We start from the raw sequence: 16,218 nt of genomic DNA, 5'->3' as shown, positions 1-16,218 counted from the left end.
CTTCCTCATAGGCCTCGCCGCCGATCTCGTAGTCGGCGTCCAGGGTGGCCGGGGCGGCGAACAGCGACAGCCGCTCTGTGCAGCGCGCCATCATCCTGTCCATCAGGACTGGGTCAAGGCGGTCGGGCTGTTGGAGCGCGTCGACGATGCCCTGGATCGGGTCCTGGTTGAAGTCGAGGCCGGCCGTGCCGAACGCCAGGTCCAGGTCGACCAGTACGGCGCCCGTCTGCAGGCGCTCGGTGATCGAATAGGCGACGTTGTGGGCGATGGTCGAGGTGCCGGCTCCGCCCTTGGCGCCGCAGAAGGCGATCTGGCGACCGACGAAGGGCGCGGAAGGATCGGCGTACAGGCCGGCCACCGTGCGAACCATCTGCAGCGGGTTCAGCGGCGGGACCAGATACTCCGAGACGCCACGGCGCATCAGCTCGCGATAGAGGGCGATATCGTTCGCCGAACCGATCAGGACGACCTTGGTGCCCGGATCGCAGACCTGGGCCAAGCGGTCCAAGAGGCCCAGCAGCTCGGGCGCGGACTCCAGGCACTCGACCATCACCAGGGAGGGCGTCGCCTGGTTCTGATAGACCTCGACGGCGGCGGCCAGGCCGCCCATGCGGGTCACGACCGTGGTGCGCTCCATGCGCCGGTCCTCGGCGGCGCGGTCGGCCAGCTCGGCGGTCTCCGGCGTGGCGCAGAAGATGTGAACGGTGATGCGCGGCAGCAGGGTCTCACCGAACGCCGCCTCTGCGCCGGCCAGCATCTCGTGCACCGGATTGGCGGCCGGTCGCGCCGGCTCGGCGACGGCCGCGGCGATCGGGGCGTCCTCGAGGGGTTCCTCAAGCGTAGGCGCGAACGGATCGGCCGCCTCGGCCGGGGCGGACGCGGCGTCATCCCAGGTGTCGGTGACCACCGGCGAGGAGAACTCGTCGTCGGCGTCGAAATCCAGGTCGAACGGGTCTTGAGTGGATTTCGGGTTCATCAGCTGTCGCCCCGCATCACTTCACCGCCTGCGAGACTGTGCCCGCCGCCTGCTTGTCCTGTTGCGAGGACGTGTTCTCGCCCTTGCGGTATTTGGCCAGCACGTCGGCGCGGCGGCCCATGTCGGGCGCGGTCGTCGCTCGGGGGCCCTTGAGGTCAGCCGGATTGGCGATCTGGGCCGCCATGTTGGCCACCGTGGCGCAGCCGAAGTTGGGTTGGACCTTGTTTTCCATGCTGTGGGCGATGTTGGTCCAGGCGCGGCCGCACTCGGGGACCACCGCCTCGTACCTCAGGTAGCCGACCAGCAACGGCGCGCGCGCGTCGCCCTTGGCGTCATAGCCGACGATGCGGATCTGATCGGCGCGCACGCCTTGCGCGATCAGGAAGGTGCGGGCGCCTTCGCCGGTGCGGAACGCCGCCGAATTGTCGGGGCCGCCGCTCGGCGATTGCAGGGTGATCGATCCGCCCTCGACCTCGCGCCAATCGGCAACGAACGCGCTGAGCGCGTCGGCCTGGGTCGACGAAAGGCCCGATCCATGGACCGCCAGCCGGATCTCGTGGGGCTGGGAGGTGACCTCGGCCGTCCACTGCTCGGTGGGGGTGCGCGGCTCTTCGACCAGGCCGTCCTGGGGCGGGATGGAGGCGCAGGCCGACAGGGCGACCAGCGAGATCAGCACGGCGAAACGATGCATCGGGGCGAACCTCATTCGATCACGTACCCATAGGGCCCCTGATAGGCGCGGCCGGCGGCGGCCTGCGGCTTGGCCTTGTAGGCCTTGGTCAGCGCGCCCATCAGCAGGGTCGAGCCGTCATTGGCGATCTGCAGGCCGTCCACCGGCGTTTGCAGGCGATCGGCGCTGACCGCCTGGACGATGTAGGGCGTGACGATGATCACCAGCTCGGTCTCACCCGAGAGATAGTCGCGCGAGCGGAATAGCGACCCCAGCACCGGAAGGGTGGTCATGCCCGGCAGGGCGTCGATGTTCTGGCGGGTCTTTTCCTGCAGTAGGCCCGCGATCATCAGCGATCCGCCGGAGGGCAGCTCCACGGAGGTCTCGGCCCTGCGCACGGTGAGGGCGGGGATGGTGAGGGTGGCCGTCGTCCCCGGCGTCGAGAGCGAGAAGGCGCCCTCGGTGGTCAGCTCGGAGACCTCGGTCGACATCTTGATGGCGATGCGGCCCGAGGACAGCACGACCGGGGTGAAGCCCAGGCCGACGCCGAAGGGCTTGAACTCGATGGTGGTCGCACCGGTGCCGTCTTGCGCGACGGGCACGGGGAACTCGCCGCCGGCCAGGAAGCGGGCGGCTTCGCCCGAGACGGCGGTCAGGTTCGGCTCGGCCAGGGTGCGGACAAGACCAACGCGCTCGAACGCCTTCAGCATGGCCTCGGCCTGATTGAGGCCCGGATCGCCGGCGGTGTCTTTGAGCGTCGCGGTGTCCCAGTTGCTGGCTTGAGTGCTATCGCGAACAACGAAATCGCACAGCTTGGTTGGGTCGACAGCGAAGCCGCAGGGAGCCTGCAGGGTGGGTTGCCGCGTAGTATTGGCCTGATAGCCGCCCGTGAGACCGCCCAGCAGAGCGCCGTTGACCCCGAAGGTCGCAGCCGTGCCCAGGAGGTACTGCGTCTCGCCAAGCTGGCCCAGGACGGCCTTTGAGCTGACGCCCAACTGCTTGATAACGTTGCGCTGCATTTCGACGATGCGGACCTTCAGCATCACCTGGTCCTTGCCGGCGATGCTGATCATGTTCAGCACCTGCTCAGGCTTGGTGACGGCGGCGCGGGCGATCTGGGCGGCCTTGTCGGCGTCGGCCAGATTGGCCACCTGGCCCGACAGGATCAGGCTGTCGTTCATCGCGTCGACCCGCACTTTCGCGCCGGGCACGATGCGGTTGATGGTCTGGGCGACGGCGCTGGGGTCCTGGTCGACCCGGATGTCCAGGCTGAGGATCCGCCGGCCGGCGTTGTCGAAGAACACCGCGTCGGTGGTGCCGTTCTTGAGGCCCAGGATGAAGATCCGCCGCGGCGTGCGCAGCATGGCGTCGGCGACGCCGGGATTGGTCACCAGCACGTCGCGGGCGTCCACCGGAAGTTCGACGATAGCCGACTTGCCGACGGGCAGGCTCAGCGACTGCGAGCTACCGCCCCCGGCCAGGTCGACCCGCATGACGGCCGCCGAGCCGGACAGGCCCGCGGCCATGGTCGAACCCGCGTCGGAGGGTTGGGCCAGCGCCGGCGTCATGGACGTCAGGATCGTCGCGGCCGCCAGGGCCAGCGCGCTCAGGATGCGGGACGGGCTCATTGAGCGACAACCTCCGAAACTTCACCGCCGCGGTAGACCCGGAGGTCGCCGCCGCCTCGGGTCGCGACGGCGCGGCCGGCTGGACCGCCGACATCGGCGTAGGAGCGCAGCGCCAGCTGCATCTCGCCCAGCGCCTTGCCTCGGGCCAGCACCTCGACGTCGGACGCCGGCAATTCGAGTGTCGCAACGGCGCCGACGATGGTCTTGGCGTCCTTGCCGGGCGAGGTCGCCTGATCGATGGCGAGGACGCGCAGGTTGCGCATCAGAACCTCGGTGATGACGCCGTCGCCCTCGGCCGCCTTGCGGCTCTGCAGAACGTCGACGCGGTCGCCCGGAAGGATGAAGCCGCCGGCGGCGGTCTCGGCGTTGATCGGCACCGCCATGGCGCGCATGCCCGGCGCCACGACCACGGCCATGTAGCCGCTCTGTCCGGCGCGCACGACCTTACGGGCCATGACCGGCTCGCCCTTGAGAATGGCTTCCTTGACGATGGCGCCCTCGAAGGCCTGCATCGGGCCCTGGGTCATGATCAGGTCGGTGGTGGCCTTGGCCGCCACCTTGACGGCGCCCTTTTCGGGAACGGCCGGGGCCGCGCCGTCGGTCACATAGGCGGGGTTGAGGGATTCAAGCGGCCAGGCCTGCCAGCTCATGTCGGCCACGGCCAGACGCACCCCGATGGGCAGATCGCGCTTGGCGACCAGCACCTGGGCCATGGGTTTGGCGGGCGCCGCGGACGCCATGACCGGCGCTGGCGGCGCCTTGGGCGCGAGCATCCCGCGCACCAGAAAGGCGAGCGCGATCGCGGCGATCGCGGCGACGGCGAGGATGGCGATGCGGACGGCGCCCATATGCGACTACCCGAGACTCCCGCAAGGCGGGCGAACGATGCGAACCTGGCGTTCCGCCAAGACCCGCGATTCGAATGTCCGACGTTCTGCCGGCTACACGTCTATTGGCCCGCCATGGTTAACGTCGGACTAAGGCTCAGCCCAAACCCGGGAACGCTTTCAGCAGGGCGGTTTCAGGAAATGCGACCAGGGCGCCAACCGCGATCGCCACGCCGTAGGGAACGTTCTCGCCAGGCGTCGCCAGCCGGCTGAACCACGGGGGTCCGGCGATGGTCAGGGCGCGCAGGCGCGGCGATCTCAGATTGAGCAGGGCAACGGCGAGGACGCCGCCGCCGATCCCCGTGACAAGAAGAAACGTGGTGGCGGCCGGCCAGCCGATCCAGAGGGCCGCGGCGGCGAACAGCTTGGCGTCGCCCCCGCCGATCCATCCCAGGGCGAACATCACCATTCCCGCGACCAAAGCGCCCGCTCCGATGGCGAACTGCAGCCCGATGGCGTCCAGCGGCAGGCCCAGGGCCAGGGCTGCCGGAACGAAGGCCAGGATGAGGCCGCCCGAGATCCAATTGGGAATTGTGTAGGTGGTGGCGTCCTTGAGGGCCGCGACAATCACCAGGGCCGGGAAGACGATCAAGAGTGCGGCTTGGACGATCGGGGGCATCGACAAGGGACCCTGGCGGCGACTGAAGCTGATGGGCGCACCGTCGCTCATCCGAATGAACGGAGGGTTGAAAAGCGAAAGCCGCGGCGCTTTCGCGTCGCGGCTTGTTCGAACCGAATTGAGGAGTTCGGCTTAGTCTTCGGGAATGGCGGTGGCGATCTGGGTGAAAACATCCGAGATTTTGCCGCTGAGGGTCGACATCGCTCCGACCAGGACCACCGAGACCAGGGCCGCGATGAGGCCGTACTCAATGGCGGTCGAGCCTGACTCGTCGGCGAGATATCGAGAGAGGAAGGACTTCATCAGTGAAACTCCATCGCACCACGAACCTCCGCCAAAGACGCAACCGCGGCGGCTTTCGCCGCCGCGGCGCGTATTCTGACGTCGTCTAGTCTTAGACGGCGGCGTCGAGTTCGGCGCCGATGTCGCCGAACAGGCTGCTGATCTTGCCGCTCAGGGCGGTCAGCGCGGTGACCAGGGCCACGGCGACCAGGGCGGCGATGAGGCCGTACTCGATGGCGGTGGCGCCGGATTCGTCTTTCACAAAGCGAGTGACAAACTTGGACATGCTCGATCTCCTTTTTTGCTGCGAGCAGACTGTTGAGGGATCAAGCCTGGTTGGCCTGCTCGCCCCGAAACGCAGGGACACATTCGCCCATCGCGTTTAATGTCGAGTAAACATGGAAGTATTCGAGATTGTTTTTCTATGGTTTACTTGCGTTTACTATTACTCTTGATTAACCATGGAGCCCGAAACGCCCCGGAATCGTCGTCTCGACATAATGATTCCCGCGCGCGCACGTAGGGCCGAAAGTTCAGCCTTTCTTGACCATTCGGGCCCAGCCTCGCCGCACGATTTTTTTTCGGACAGCGATCCCATGCGACGTCTTCTGCTCAGCTTGACCGCCGGCCTGTCGCTCCTGGCGACCGCATCTCAGGCCGATGCGCCAACCCTTCCGGTGCCGATCCACCAGAGCGCCCGGCTCCTGTTGCCCGCCGGCGCCCGCGACGTGATGATCGGCAACCCCAAGATCGCCGACGTCAACGTCATCGACGGGCGCAGCGTGGTGGTCCTGGGCAAGGGCTATGGGGTCACCAACCTGCTGGTCATCGACGGTCTTGGCCGCACGGTCATGGAGCGCCAGATCGTCGTCTCCGGCCCCAGCTCGGGCCGTGTCTCCATGATTCGAGGCGCCACGGTCGACAGCTACGCCTGCGCCGGGATTTGCGAGAAGGAACCGCCGCCGGAGGACGCCGCGGCGAAAACGCCGGCGACGCCCACCCCTTAAACCTCCGGTTAGCCAGACTTTGCTAAACTCCCCAGGTTCGAAGCCTCGGGGACGTCATGTCGCGCCTTCTCAGAAAACGCTTCGCCGACTTGAAGCGGTTCGCTCGCGAGAAACGCGGCGCGACCGCCGTCGAGTTCGCGCTGATCTCCATTCCCTTCCTGCTGCTGCTCTTCGGCGTCGTTGAGATCGGCATGCTGCTGCTGGTCTCGGCCACCCTGGACACGGCCGTGGAGTTCGCCTCCCGCAACGTCCGCACCGGCGAGTTTCAACAGAGCGCGGGCGTCGACGCCGACTCCTTCAAGGGCCTCGTCTGCCGCAACATGACCTGGTTGCAGAACAGCTGCGAGAATTCCCCACGCGTCGTCGTTGAGGCAGAGACCTTCGACAACTTCGCCGACCTGGGCGCCGCGAACTCGCCCGACCCAACGACCTTCGACCCGGATGACCGCTGCTGGTCGGTGGGCGGTCCCAAGGACATCGTCCTGATGCGTGTCTACTATCAGTGGGACCTGATCACCCCGATGCTCAACAACGCGCTGGAGAACATGGGCGACGGACGGCGAATGCTCGTCTCGGCCTCGGCCTTCCGCAACGAACCCTACGATCCGAACATCGAAAAGGTGGGAGCCGGATGCTGAACCGTCTTCTCCGCGCTCGCGAAGGCTCGGCCGCCGTCGAGTTCGCCTTCATCGCCCCAGTCATGCTGCTGTTCTACTTCGGCCTAGTCGAGGTCAGTCAGGCATTGTTGGCCAACCGCCGCGCCAGCCACGTGGCCACCGCCGTCGGCGACATCGTCGGGCAGAACGGCAACACGACGATCGCCGAGGTCGACCAGATCTTCGACATCGCGGGCGTGATCTTCCGGCCCCTGCCGACCGCGACGCTCAGCACCCGGGTCACCAGCGTCCGCATCGAGGCCAATGGCGCGGCGACCGTGCTCTGGTCGCAGAGTCACGGCAGCCTGACCGCGCTCTCCGGGACCCTCAACGACGTGCCGGCGACGTTCGTCGTGCCGGGTCGCGGGCTCATTCGGGCCGACACGACCTACACCTACACCTCGCCGCTGCAGGAACTGCTGCCCAATCCGATCACGCTCAGCCACACAACCTATATGAGCCCCCGCAACTACGTGGCGGTCACCCGCCCCAACTAGGCCAGCAGGCGGGCCAGGCGTTCGACGAGAGCACTCGGCGCATAGGCCACGCCATCCAGGCTCGAAACAGGCCTCACCCCGATCAGGCTATTGGTCAGGAACACCGCCGCTGCGCCGCTCAGTTCCTCAGGCGACGCGGCGACCTCCTCGACCTCCACGCCCAGCGCCGCGCTCGCGCTCAGCACCCTAGCGCGCATCACCCCCGCCAGGACGCCGCAGGCCAGGGCCGGCGTGAACAGGCGCCCGTCCCGGAGCCAGAAGAGGTTCGCCGCCGCCGCGCTGGCGACCTCGCCTCGGTTGTTCAGCATCACAGCTTCGTCGGCGCCGCGCGCACGGGCCTCCTGGCGGGCCAGCACATTGTCCAAATAGGCCAAGGTCTTGAGCCGCGAGGCCGGGGACCCTTCGTTCCGCCGCACCCCGCTGAGCGCCAGCCGGGCTGGTCCCTCGGCCAGCATCGACACCGAGGCCGTGGCCAACAGCCGCGCGACCGGCGCGCCAGGCCGGTCCAGACCCCGCCCGCCCGATCCTGCGGTCAGGGTCAGGCGCACCGCCATGCGCGGCGCGGCCAGGTCGGCGACGGCCCGGCGCATCAATCGCTCGGCCTCCGCGCGATCCGGCGGAGGCAGGCCGAGTGTCGCGCAGCCCGCCTCCAACCGGTCCAGGTGGGCGGCGAGGTCGACCAGGGCCCCGTCCTTCGCCAGCAGGGTCTCGAACAGGCCATCGCCCAGCAGCAGACCCCTGTCATCGCCGGGAACGCCGTCGTGGGCGATCATGCGACGGTTCCCTCAAGGGCGCGGCGCAGGGCGGCGATCTTGGCCTCGGTCTCCAGGCGCTCGGCGTGCGGGTCGGAATCGGCGACGATCCCAGCCCCCGCGCGCGCTTCCACGTTCCAGCCGGCGTCGTCCTGCGCGAAAGCGGCCGTGCGGATCAGCACGCTGGAGTCCAACGCCCCGTCGAACCCCGCCCAGAACAACGAGCCGCAATAGGGTCCGCGCGGGCTCTCCAGCCCGGCGATAACTTTCATGGCCTGAACCTTCGGCGCCCCGGTGATCGAGCCCGGCGGGAAGGCGGCGCGCAACAGGTCAACGGCGCCGCGCCCCTCCGCCAGCCGGCCGGTCACGGCCGAGACCAGATGATGGACGTTGGCGAAGCTCTCCACCGCGAACAGTTCGGGGACCCGCACGCTGCCCGGCGCGCAGACCCGCGCCAGGTCGTTGCGCATCAGGTCGACGATCATCAGGTTCTCGGCGCGGTCCTTCTCGCTGGCGGCCAGCTCGCGGGCCAGCCGGGCGTCCTCGGTCGGGCAGGCGCCGCGCGGACGGGTGCCCTTGATCGGCCGGGTCTCGACCCGGTCGCCGCGCACCTGGACGAACCGCTCGGGCGAATTGGACACCACCGCCAGACCCGGCAGCCGCAGATAGGCCGCGAAGGGCGCCGCGCTCTGCCCTGCCAGCCGCGCGAACAGGTCAAAGGGCGTCGCCCCGGCGTTCAACCGTCCAGACCAGGTGCGCGCGATATTGGCCTGGAAGATTTCCCCGGCGCGGATGCGGCGAACGACCTGCGCCACGGCGGCCTCATAGGCCATGGGATCGCAGGCCCGCAGGTCGGCCGCCAGGACGCCTTCGACCGGCGCGTGCGGCGGCAGGTCCAGCCAGGTCAAGGCGTTGTGGGCGTTCGCCGCGGCGTCGGCCCCATGGCCGATGGCCAGCACCTCGCCACGCTCATGATCGAAGGCCAGCACCGCGCCGTAGCGCGCGGCCGCCAGGTCGGGCCATCCATCCCGCCGCGCCAGGCCCAGGGGCTCGACCACATCGCCCAGTTCGTAGCAGGCCAGGCCCACCACCCCGCCCTGGAACGGCGGCCCCTCGATGGGGGCGGGCGCAGCCGGACCCAGCAACTCGCGCAGCCCCTCGAAGGGATCCTGACCACGGACCGGCCGATAGGTCGCCTGCGGCGCTCGCGCCACATAGGACCAGCGGCCTCGCGCGCCGCCGCCGCCGGAGACGAAGCCCAACGCCCACGGCTCCTCGGCGAAGGCGCTCAGGACCTCGACCGGGTCGCGCCAGGCCGTCCGAAGCTGCGCCACGCTGTGCATGGGCCGCGCCTTAGCCTTCCGCGGCCTCGAGGGAAAGTCAGACTTGGCGGTCGCCTCCGCGAACGAACAGCAGACCGACGAAACCGATCGCCAGCAGGATGATGATCATGCCGAACCCACCCTGCTGGCTGTCGAAGATATTGGTGCCCAGGTTGACCAGGAACGAGCCCAGCCAGATCGTCGCGGTTCCCGACAGGGCATAGACCCCGAAGAAGGCGCCGGTCTGCTCCGGCGGGGTCAGGCGCACCAGCAGCGTGCGGCTGGACGCATAGTGGGCGGTGATGAACACGGCGTTCGAGAAGCCGATCAGCAGGAAGACCACCTCGGGAAGGGTCCGGAAGAATGGCCCGTTCCACAGCGGCGCGTGGGCGGCCGGATCATGGGGCCAGGAGTACAGGATCAGCTCGGGACCCATGCCGATGGTGGCGATGATGCCGATCAGCGACATGAAGATCTCGATCTGCACCGCGCGTCGCGGACCCAGCCCCGCGTCCAGCCAGCGCCCGACGAAGCCGCCCAGCACCGCCAGGATGCTGAGGATGATGCCGTACATCAGCATCTCCAGCGCCCCCCACTTCATGACCCCGGTGGCGTAGATGCCGGCATAGATCAGGATCGCCGTCATGCCGTCGACATAGAACATCCGGCTGACCAGGAAGACCGCGGCGTCCTTGTGATCCTTCACGCTGGACACCATCCGCCAGAGGTCCTTGGCCCCGTCGGCGAAGGCCTTGGCGATGGGGATGCCGGTGGGCTTGGCGTCGGGGGTGAACAGGAACAGCGGCAGGGCGCCCAGGGCGAAGATGATCGCCGCCATCGGCGCCACGATCCGCGACTGCTCGTGCTGGCTGGGATCGAGACCGAACAAGGGCTCGGCCGGGGTGAACGGCAGGCCGCTGCCGGCCAGGGCGAAGGCCCAGGCGGTGAAGGCCAGGGCCAGGACCGAGACGCCGTTGCCCAACGCCAGCGCCAGGCCCGAGGCCTTATGCGCCGCCGATATGCCCGCCGCGCGAACCAGCAACGAGTTGTGCAGCACCTCGGTATAGCTGAACAGCACGCCGATCAGGGTGGTCAGCAGCATGACCTGGGTGACGCTCACCCCCGTTCCGTCGGGCTTGGCCCACCAGAGGGCCCACATCATCGGGACCATCAGCAGGGTGGCGAAGGCCAGCCAGGTCTTGCGCCGCCCCAGCTTGTCGATGGAGGCGCCAAGGAACGGCGCCGTGGCCATGACCAGCCAGCCGGAATACTGGCTCCAGCGGGAGACGATCTCCTGCCCGCGCACTGGATCGCCCACCATCGTCCCAGCCACATAGGGCATGAAGATGTAGATGGTGATCAGGATGACATAGGGGTTGCGGGCGCCCTCGAACACCGACCAGGCGACCCCGCCCGCCCGCAACCTGCCGTCGCCCATCAGGTCGGCCTCGGGCGGCGTATCGGCGACGGCGCCCGGGCCGCTGGTCTCGGCGATCGTACTCATGACTTCCCCCGACCGCTCGTGCCGGCGGCGTTCGAAGGCAAGGTACGCCTTCGGCGGACTTAGTCGAGCTTCGCCTGCGCGGCCGCCAAGGCCGCCTTGGCGTCGGCCTTGAAGCCTTGAGCCTCCAACGCCTCGCAAAGCGCGGTGAGACAGAGCCGGACGTGCCAGGGGGTGGCCGAGGCGCCCATCAGGCCGATCCGCCAGACCTTGCCCTTGAGCGGCCCAAGGCCCGCGCCAAGCTCCAGGTCCCACTTGGCCAGGACATGGGCCCGCACGGCGGCCTCGTCGACACCGTCAGGGACGATCACCGTGTTGAGCTGCGGCAGACGGTGGGCCGGCGCGACCAGGAGCTCGAGGCCCGCGGCTTCGATCCCGGCGGCGAGCGCCTCATGGGTCCGGGCGTGGCGGACCAGGACGGCCTGCTGACCCTCCTCGAACAGGGCGACCAGGCTCTCGTGCAGGCCGTAGAGGGCGTTGATCGGGGCGGTGTGGTGATAGGTCCGGCCGCCCTCCCCGCCCCAATAGCTCATCAGCAGATTGAAATCGCAGAGCCAGTTTCGGACCTTGGTGGTCCGGGCCGAGATCGCCGCCTGGGCGCGCGGCGACAGGCAGATCGGCGACAGGCCGGGGGGCGCCGACAGGCACTTCTGGGTGCCCGAATAGATCACGTCGGCATCCCAGGCCGCGGCGTCCACCACGATGCCGCCAAGCGAGGTCACGCAGTCGACGATGGAAAGCGCCCCGTACTTGCGGGCCAGCCCGCACAGGGCCGCGGCGTCCGAGCGCGCCCCGGTGGAAGTCTCGGCGTGGACGAAGGCCAGGACCTTCACCGGCCCGGCCGCCTTCAGCGCCTCTTCGACGGCCGCCGGATCGACCGGCTTGCCCCATTCGAACTCGACCTTGGTCACCTCGGCACCGGCCCGGTCGGCCATGTCGGCCATGCGGCCGCCAAAGGCGCCGTTGATGGCGATCACCGCCCGGTCGCCGGGCTCCAGCAGGTTCATGATCGCGGCTTCCATCCCCGCCGTCCCCGGCGCCGGCAGCGGCACGCAGGCATAGCCCGGGGCGTTGAACAGCCGCGACAGGGCCGCCTTGATCTCCTCCATCAGATCCTGGAACGCCGGGTCTAGGTGACCGATGGTGGGGCGGGCCAGCGCAGCCAGGACGCGGGGGCTGACGTCGGAGGGGCCCGGCCCCATCAGGATGCGCCGCGGCGGCTGGAAGCTCTGCATCGAAATCCCCTTTTTCGTTGAGGGGACGATTAGGCGATGCCGAACGCCTTGTCAGCCGAGGATGCGCGCCTCGATCCGCTGGCGCAGGACGGCGTCGACGCCCAGCACCTCTTCCAGATAGCGATCCACGGAGCCATGGTTCTCGTCGATCACCGCCAGGGCTTGCGCCAGATAGGCCTCATCCACGCTGACCGCCCGGCGCAGGGCGGCGTCGTCCACCGTGTGACCGGTGAGATCCTTGATCCAGGGCCCAAGGAAGCTGGTCTTCTTCGCCATCCGCGCCTCGTCATTGGTGGCGAGGTAGTCGGCCATGGTGTCGTCGCGGTGAACGCCGGCGATGTGGTGCGTGAAGGCGCAGATCAGCCCCGTGCGATCCTTGCCCGCCGCGCAGTGGACGACCACGGCGCCGTCGGTCTCGGCCAGGACCTGAAAGTAGCGCGCGAACAGATCGACATGGCGCGGCTCATGCGGCGCGCGGCGATAGTAGGTCAGGCTGTCGTTATAGAACCAGTCGGCGTCGATCTGAGTGGCGGCCGCCATGGCGTCCTGCCAGTCGGCGTAGGTGCCGTCGATGTCGTTCTCGATCACCGTCCCGGCGAACCCCTCCCAGCGGCGCGACACCTCACGCTCCCGCTCCCGGCGGCGACGAAGGTCGACGATCACCTCCACCCCCAGGTCGCGCATGTGGGCCAGATCGGCGTCTGTCGCATAGGCGTGGTTGGCCGACCTGAACAGCCGCCCGGCCTTCAGCCCGCGTCCGCAGGCCGTGGCGTAGCCGCCGAAGTCGCGGAAGTTCTCGATGCCCTCGAAGGCGGGGTGTTTCGTGCTCATGGCTTCGATTTAGCCAAACCTTTGAGGGATTGCGAGAGGCCGTTCGCCTTTGATCCGGCAGCTATCCCGCGCCGCCGGGTTGGGGGTCCGGGCTCGTGGCGTAGGCCGAGGACAGCCTGCGATAGGACCTGGAATTGAAGGCCATGATGGTGGCGATCACCCCCACCAACCCGGCCACCGTGAAGACCAGCGCGATGCCGCGATCGGGGCCCCGCCCGAACCAGTCGCCGATGGCGTCCGCGCCGCCGCCCGTGGTCATGAAGGGGATCACGATGAACTGAGTGAAGGGTCCGATCAGGAAGGCGGTAAGCGGCGAGGCGGCCTGCTCCACCGACTGGGCGAAGCCGAACACCCGGCCCTGGCGTTCGAAGGGAACCACCTTCTGCAGCGTCGTATGCTCCGCCGCCTCGGCGAAGGGACCAACGAACATCCAGATGAAGCAGCCCGCCGTCAGCAGCCAGATGGAGGGCTGGATCGTGAAGACGCAGCAGACGCTCCACATGATCAGGTTCACGATCATCAGGGTGCGCAACGGCGAAGGGCCAAGTCCGTACCGGGCGATCACCAGGCCGCTGACGATGAAGGCGCTGGAGATCGCGCCCCAGAGCAGGCCCCATTCCTCGACCTTCACCAGCGACAGGCCGTAGGCGTCCATCAGGGCCATGAAGACGCCGCCGAGGAAGTTGTTGAAGGTCGCGAACAGGATCAGGGCGAACAGGCCGGGGACCGCGACGATGACGCGCAGGGTTCCGGCGATATCGACTCGCCGCGGCTCGGCCTTGGCGTCGGCCGCCGGCGCGTTGCGTGGCTCGTTCAACGGCATGAACAGCAGGTGCAGGAAGACGGCCGCCGTCAGCGCCATGGCGAACACCAGCGTGTAGAACATGCCGCCCCAGGCGACGAGGAATCCGCTGATCACCGAGGTCGTCAGGAAGCCGACGCCGGTGGTCATGCCGACCAGTCCGTTGGCCTTGTCGCGACGGTCCTCGGGGATCAGGACCGTGACCAGGGTCGGCAGGGCGATGTTGCGGATGTTGCCGGCGATGACGCCGAACATGACGACGGCGATGAAGAGCCACAGGGACGCCCCCGCCACGTCATCCAGGCTGCCTTCGGGCGCCAGCTCATGGATCGCGAGCGACACGGCGTAGAGCACGAAGGACGCGACGCTGGAGCCCAGCATCACCAGCTTCTTGCGATGATGGTCCACCAGACTGCCGAACCAGAAGCCGAAGGCGCCGGTGAGCACCAGGTAGATGCCGGCGATCATGCCGGTGGCGAACACCGACTTGGTTTCCAGGTAGACCCAGAATGTGATGGCGAACCAGACGGTGAAGTTGGTGATGCTGGCGACGAGGTTGTTGCCGAGCAAATGATAGAACGGAGCCATCTGGATGTTCGGGCCGCGCTCGGTCACCGGAACGGCGGCTCATCGAAGCTGCGCAGTTTGCGCGAGTGCAGCCTCGGCCCTTCCTTGCGCAACAGGTCCATGGTCGCCAGGCCGATCTGCAGGTGCTGGCCGATGGCGCGTTCGTAGAAGGCGTTGGCCTGGCCGGGCAGCTTGATCTCGCCATGCAGCGGCTTGTCCGACACGCACAGCAGGGTCCCATAGGGCACCCGGAATCGGTAGCCCTGGGCCGCGATCGTGGCGCTTTCCATGTCGATGGCCACGGCGCGGGACTGGTTGAACCGCAGGGAGCTCGACGAGAAGCGGAGCTCCCAGTTGCGGTCGTCGGTGGTGACCACCGTGCCCGTGCGCAGCCGGCGCTTCAGCATCTCGCCGGACTCCCCGGTGATCATCTCGGCGGCACGGCCCATGGCGACCTGGATCTCGGCGATAGGCGGGATCGGGATCTCCGGAGGCAGGACGTCGTCCAGCACATGGTCGTCGCGAAGATAGGCGTGGGCCAGGACATAGTCGCCGATGGTCTGCGATCCGCGCAAACCGCCGCAGTGGCCGATCATCAGCCAGGCCTGAGGCCGCATGACCGCCAGATGGTCGGTGATGGTCTTGGCGTTGGACGGGCCGACGCCGATATTGACCAGGGTGATCCCGGTGCGGCCCTCGGCCATCAGGTGGTAGGCCGGCATCTGGTGGCGCCGCCACGGGCCGTCGGCGATCTCCTGCTCGGGGTTCTCGGTCTGGGCGGTCACCACCACGCGGCCGGCCGCCGAGAGCGCGGTATATGGCCCGTCCTCCTTGAGCTGAGCGCAGCCCCAGCGGACGAACTCGTCCACATAGCGATGGTAGTTGGTGAAGAGCACATACTGCTGCGCGTGCTCGGCCGGCGTGCCGGTGTAGTGGGCCAGCCGGGCCAGGGAGAAGTCGGTGCGCAGGCCGTCGAACAGGGCCAGCGGCCTGGCCGGCTCCAGGCTGGCGTTCCACATGCCGTCGGCGATCTCGTCGCCGATATGGGCCAGCTCGGTGGTCGGGAAGTGCCTTGCGATGTCGGCCGAGCCCACATCGGCCATGGCGATGTCGACGGCGCCGTCCAGCACGTAGGGGAACGGCATTTCCTGGTTGGAGCGCCCCACCTCGATGGTCACGTCGAAGTCGGCCATCAGCAGGCTGATCTGCTCGATCAGATAGTCGCGGTAGAGATCGGGCCGCGTCACCGTGACCGCGTAGTTCCCCGGCGCCGACAACCGCGCATAGGCTCGGCCCAGCCGCGGATAGGGCTGGCCCGGCGGCCAGGTCAGGCGCAGCTCGGGATAGGCGAAGTCGCCGCGGACCCGAACGCTCGGATCGGGCGGCGGCCCGCCGGCGAGGAAGACCTTCAAGGCGGCGCGAAGCGCTTCGACGGTGGCCCGGTATTCGGTGTCCAGCCGCTCGACGATGGCGGCTGCTGTTTTCTCGATGGACATGGGGCAGTTTAGCCCGCTCTGGTGACGGTTGCGAGATGCCCCTGCCTCGATTTCCAGGCGCTCTGGACGAACAGCCCCAATGTCGGCGACAAAGGTTGGCTTGAACGCCGAGGAGTCCTCATGAACCGTCTATTCACCGCCTTCATCGTCGCGGCCATGGTGCTGGGCGTCGGCGTCGGCTGGGCGGTGAACCAGACCCTGAGCCCCGAGCAGGCCAAGGAGGTCGCCAGCAACCTGACGATCATCACCGACGTCTTCCTGCGGCTGATCAAGATGATCATCGCGCCCCTGGTCTTCTCGACCCTGGTGGCCGGGATCGCCCACATGGAGGACGCCGCCAGCATCGGCCGGGTCGGCGTCAAGACCATGGGCTGGTTCATCGGCGCCTCGATCATCTCGCTGACCATCGGCCTGCTGATGGTCCACCTGATCGGACCCGGCGTCGGCATGAACCTGATCGACGAGGCGGCCAACGCCGCCGGCGCCGTCG

18 protein-coding genes are annotated in these 16,218 nt (G+C 68.1%); 4 read left to right on the top strand and 14 right to left on the bottom strand.

Annotated features, from left to right (window positions below; translation table 11 throughout):
• The 7 genes from RMO04_RS13090 to RMO04_RS13060 form a co-directional block, all read right to left on the bottom strand.
• Positions 1-976 (bottom strand): CpaE family protein (locus RMO04_RS13090; RefSeq protein WP_405041504.1); only part of this gene is annotated, 976 nt, incomplete at its 3' end.
• Between the two features lie 16 nt (positions 977-992).
• Positions 993-1,667 (bottom strand): CpaD family pilus assembly protein, encoded by a 675-nt coding sequence (locus RMO04_RS13085; RefSeq protein ID WP_309645221.1) that lies wholly within the window; start codon positions 1,665-1,667, stop codon positions 993-995.
• Positions 1,668-1,678: 11 nt separating this feature from the next.
• Positions 1,679-3,274: a type II and III secretion system protein family protein gene (locus RMO04_RS13080; RefSeq protein WP_309645220.1), complete on the bottom strand. Its 1,596-nt coding sequence runs from the start codon at positions 3,272-3,274 to the stop codon at positions 1,679-1,681.
• Positions 3,271-4,122, bottom strand: coding sequence for a Flp pilus assembly protein CpaB (cpaB, locus tag RMO04_RS13075; protein WP_309645219.1), 852 nt, complete (start codon positions 4,120-4,122; stop codon positions 3,271-3,273). Before cpaB ends, RMO04_RS13080 begins: the two co-directional genes overlap by 4 nt.
• A gap of 136 nt (positions 4,123-4,258) precedes the next feature.
• The gene (locus RMO04_RS13070) at positions 4,259-4,780 is read right to left on the bottom strand and encodes a prepilin peptidase (protein ID WP_309645218.1); all 522 of its coding nucleotides are present in this window, start codon (positions 4,778-4,780) and stop codon (positions 4,259-4,261) included.
• A gap of 132 nt (positions 4,781-4,912) precedes the next feature.
• Positions 4,913-5,083, bottom strand: coding sequence for a Flp family type IVb pilin (locus RMO04_RS13065; RefSeq protein ID WP_309645217.1), 171 nt, complete (start codon positions 5,081-5,083; stop codon positions 4,913-4,915).
• Positions 5,084-5,174: 91 nt separating this feature from the next.
• On the bottom strand, positions 5,175-5,348 hold the full coding sequence (locus RMO04_RS13060) for a Flp family type IVb pilin (RefSeq protein WP_309645216.1): 174 nt from the start codon (positions 5,346-5,348) through the stop codon (positions 5,175-5,177).
• Positions 5,349-5,658: 310 nt separating this feature from the next.
• On the opposite strand from RMO04_RS13060, the gene RMO04_RS13055 reads away from it, so the two are divergent.
• The 3 genes from RMO04_RS13055 to RMO04_RS13045 are packed head-to-tail and all read left to right on the top strand — an operon-like array spanning position 5,659 to position 7,222.
• The gene (locus RMO04_RS13055; protein ID WP_309645215.1) at positions 5,659-6,069 is read left to right on the top strand and encodes a pilus assembly protein N-terminal domain-containing protein; all 411 of its coding nucleotides are present in this window, start codon (positions 5,659-5,661) and stop codon (positions 6,067-6,069) included.
• Between the two features lie 56 nt (positions 6,070-6,125).
• Positions 6,126-6,707 carry a pilus assembly protein gene (locus tag RMO04_RS13050; RefSeq protein WP_309645214.1) on the top strand — a complete coding sequence of 194 codons (582 nt, stop codon included), beginning with the start codon at positions 6,126-6,128 and terminating at the stop codon, positions 6,705-6,707.
• Positions 6,701-7,222 carry a pilus assembly protein gene (locus tag RMO04_RS13045; RefSeq protein ID WP_309645213.1) on the top strand — a complete coding sequence of 174 codons (522 nt, stop codon included), beginning with the start codon at positions 6,701-6,703 and terminating at the stop codon, positions 7,220-7,222. The genes RMO04_RS13050 and RMO04_RS13045 overlap by 7 nt, the downstream gene beginning before the upstream one ends.
• Here the strand turns inward: RMO04_RS13045 and RMO04_RS13040 are convergent.
• The 7 genes from RMO04_RS13040 to RMO04_RS13010 form a co-directional block, all read right to left on the bottom strand.
• Positions 7,219-7,995: an aminotransferase class IV gene (locus RMO04_RS13040; protein ID WP_309645212.1), complete on the bottom strand. Its 777-nt coding sequence runs from the start codon at positions 7,993-7,995 to the stop codon at positions 7,219-7,221. The two genes, RMO04_RS13045 and RMO04_RS13040, sit on opposite strands and share 4 nt — an antisense overlap.
• On the bottom strand, positions 7,992-9,317 hold the full coding sequence (pabB, locus tag RMO04_RS13035; protein WP_309645211.1) for an aminodeoxychorismate synthase, component I: 1,326 nt from the start codon (positions 9,315-9,317) through the stop codon (positions 7,992-7,994). The genes RMO04_RS13040 and pabB overlap by 4 nt, the downstream gene beginning before the upstream one ends.
• 37 nt (positions 9,318-9,354) lie before the next feature.
• Positions 9,355-10,800, bottom strand: a complete 1,446-nt coding sequence (locus RMO04_RS13030; protein WP_309645210.1) for an MFS transporter — start codon at positions 10,798-10,800, stop codon at positions 9,355-9,357.
• A 59-nt stretch (positions 10,801-10,859) separates the two neighbouring features.
• On the bottom strand, positions 10,860-12,032 hold the full coding sequence (locus RMO04_RS13025) for an alanine--glyoxylate aminotransferase family protein (RefSeq protein ID WP_309645209.1): 1,173 nt from the start codon (positions 12,030-12,032) through the stop codon (positions 10,860-10,862).
• 51 nt (positions 12,033-12,083) lie between these two features.
• The gene (locus RMO04_RS13020) at positions 12,084-12,863 is read right to left on the bottom strand and encodes a tyrosine-protein phosphatase (protein ID WP_309645208.1); all 780 of its coding nucleotides are present in this window, start codon (positions 12,861-12,863) and stop codon (positions 12,084-12,086) included.
• Between the two features lie 61 nt (positions 12,864-12,924).
• A complete protein-coding gene (locus RMO04_RS13015) occupies positions 12,925-14,280 on the bottom strand; it encodes an MFS transporter (RefSeq protein ID WP_309645207.1) in 1,356 nt (451 codons plus the stop codon).
• On the bottom strand, positions 14,277-15,728 hold the full coding sequence (locus tag RMO04_RS13010; protein ID WP_309645206.1) for an AMP nucleosidase: 1,452 nt from the start codon (positions 15,726-15,728) through the stop codon (positions 14,277-14,279). Before RMO04_RS13010 ends, RMO04_RS13015 begins: the two co-directional genes overlap by 4 nt.
• A 120-nt stretch (positions 15,729-15,848) precedes the next feature.
• Between RMO04_RS13010 and RMO04_RS13005 the strand changes: the two genes are divergently transcribed.
• Positions 15,849-16,218 (top strand): cation:dicarboxylate symporter family transporter (locus RMO04_RS13005; protein ID WP_309645205.1); only part of this gene is annotated, 370 nt, incomplete at its 3' end.

It is taken from the genome of Phenylobacterium sp., from assembly GCF_031412415.1.
Classification (GTDB): Bacteria; Pseudomonadota; Alphaproteobacteria; order Caulobacterales; family Caulobacteraceae; genus Phenylobacterium.
The sequence above is the reverse complement of the archived record's forward strand: the minus strand, read 5'-3'. Positions and strand labels throughout refer to the sequence as shown.

Excerpts from the sequence above, each read along its gene's own strand:
- RMO04_RS13010 (WP_309645206.1), bottom strand. The coding sequence starts at position 15,728 with ATGTCCATCGAGAAAACAGCAGCCGCCATCGTCGAGCGGCTGGACACC.
- RMO04_RS13040 (WP_309645212.1), bottom strand. The coding sequence starts at position 7,995 with ATGATCGCCCACGACGGCGTTCCCGGCGATGACAGGGGTCTGCTGCTG.
- pabB (WP_309645211.1), bottom strand. The coding sequence starts at position 9,317 with ATGCACAGCGTGGCGCAGCTTCGGACGGCCTGGCGCGACCCGGTCGAG.
- RMO04_RS13045 (WP_309645213.1), top strand. The coding sequence starts at position 6,701 with ATGCTGAACCGTCTTCTCCGCGCTCGCGAAGGCTCGGCCGCCGTCGAG.
- RMO04_RS13020 (WP_309645208.1), bottom strand. The coding sequence starts at position 12,863 with ATGAGCACGAAACACCCCGCCTTCGAGGGCATCGAGAACTTCCGCGAC.
- RMO04_RS13085 (WP_309645221.1), bottom strand. The coding sequence starts at position 1,667 with ATGCATCGTTTCGCCGTGCTGATCTCGCTGGTCGCCCTGTCGGCCTGC.
- RMO04_RS13065 (WP_309645217.1), bottom strand. The coding sequence starts at position 5,083 with ATGAAGTCCTTCCTCTCTCGATATCTCGCCGACGAGTCAGGCTCGACC.
- RMO04_RS13060 (WP_309645216.1), bottom strand. The coding sequence starts at position 5,348 with ATGTCCAAGTTTGTCACTCGCTTTGTGAAAGACGAATCCGGCGCCACC.
- RMO04_RS13080 (WP_309645220.1), bottom strand. The coding sequence starts at position 3,274 with ATGAGCCCGTCCCGCATCCTGAGCGCGCTGGCCCTGGCGGCCGCGACG.
- RMO04_RS13070 (WP_309645218.1), bottom strand. The coding sequence starts at position 4,780 with ATGCCCCCGATCGTCCAAGCCGCACTCTTGATCGTCTTCCCGGCCCTG.
- RMO04_RS13055 (WP_309645215.1), top strand. The coding sequence starts at position 5,659 with ATGCGACGTCTTCTGCTCAGCTTGACCGCCGGCCTGTCGCTCCTGGCG.
- RMO04_RS13050 (WP_309645214.1), top strand. The coding sequence starts at position 6,126 with ATGTCGCGCCTTCTCAGAAAACGCTTCGCCGACTTGAAGCGGTTCGCT.
- RMO04_RS13030 (WP_309645210.1), bottom strand. The coding sequence starts at position 10,800 with ATGAGTACGATCGCCGAGACCAGCGGCCCGGGCGCCGTCGCCGATACG.
- cpaB (WP_309645219.1), bottom strand. The coding sequence starts at position 4,122 with ATGGGCGCCGTCCGCATCGCCATCCTCGCCGTCGCCGCGATCGCCGCG.
- RMO04_RS13025 (WP_309645209.1), bottom strand. The coding sequence starts at position 12,032 with ATGCAGAGCTTCCAGCCGCCGCGGCGCATCCTGATGGGGCCGGGCCCC.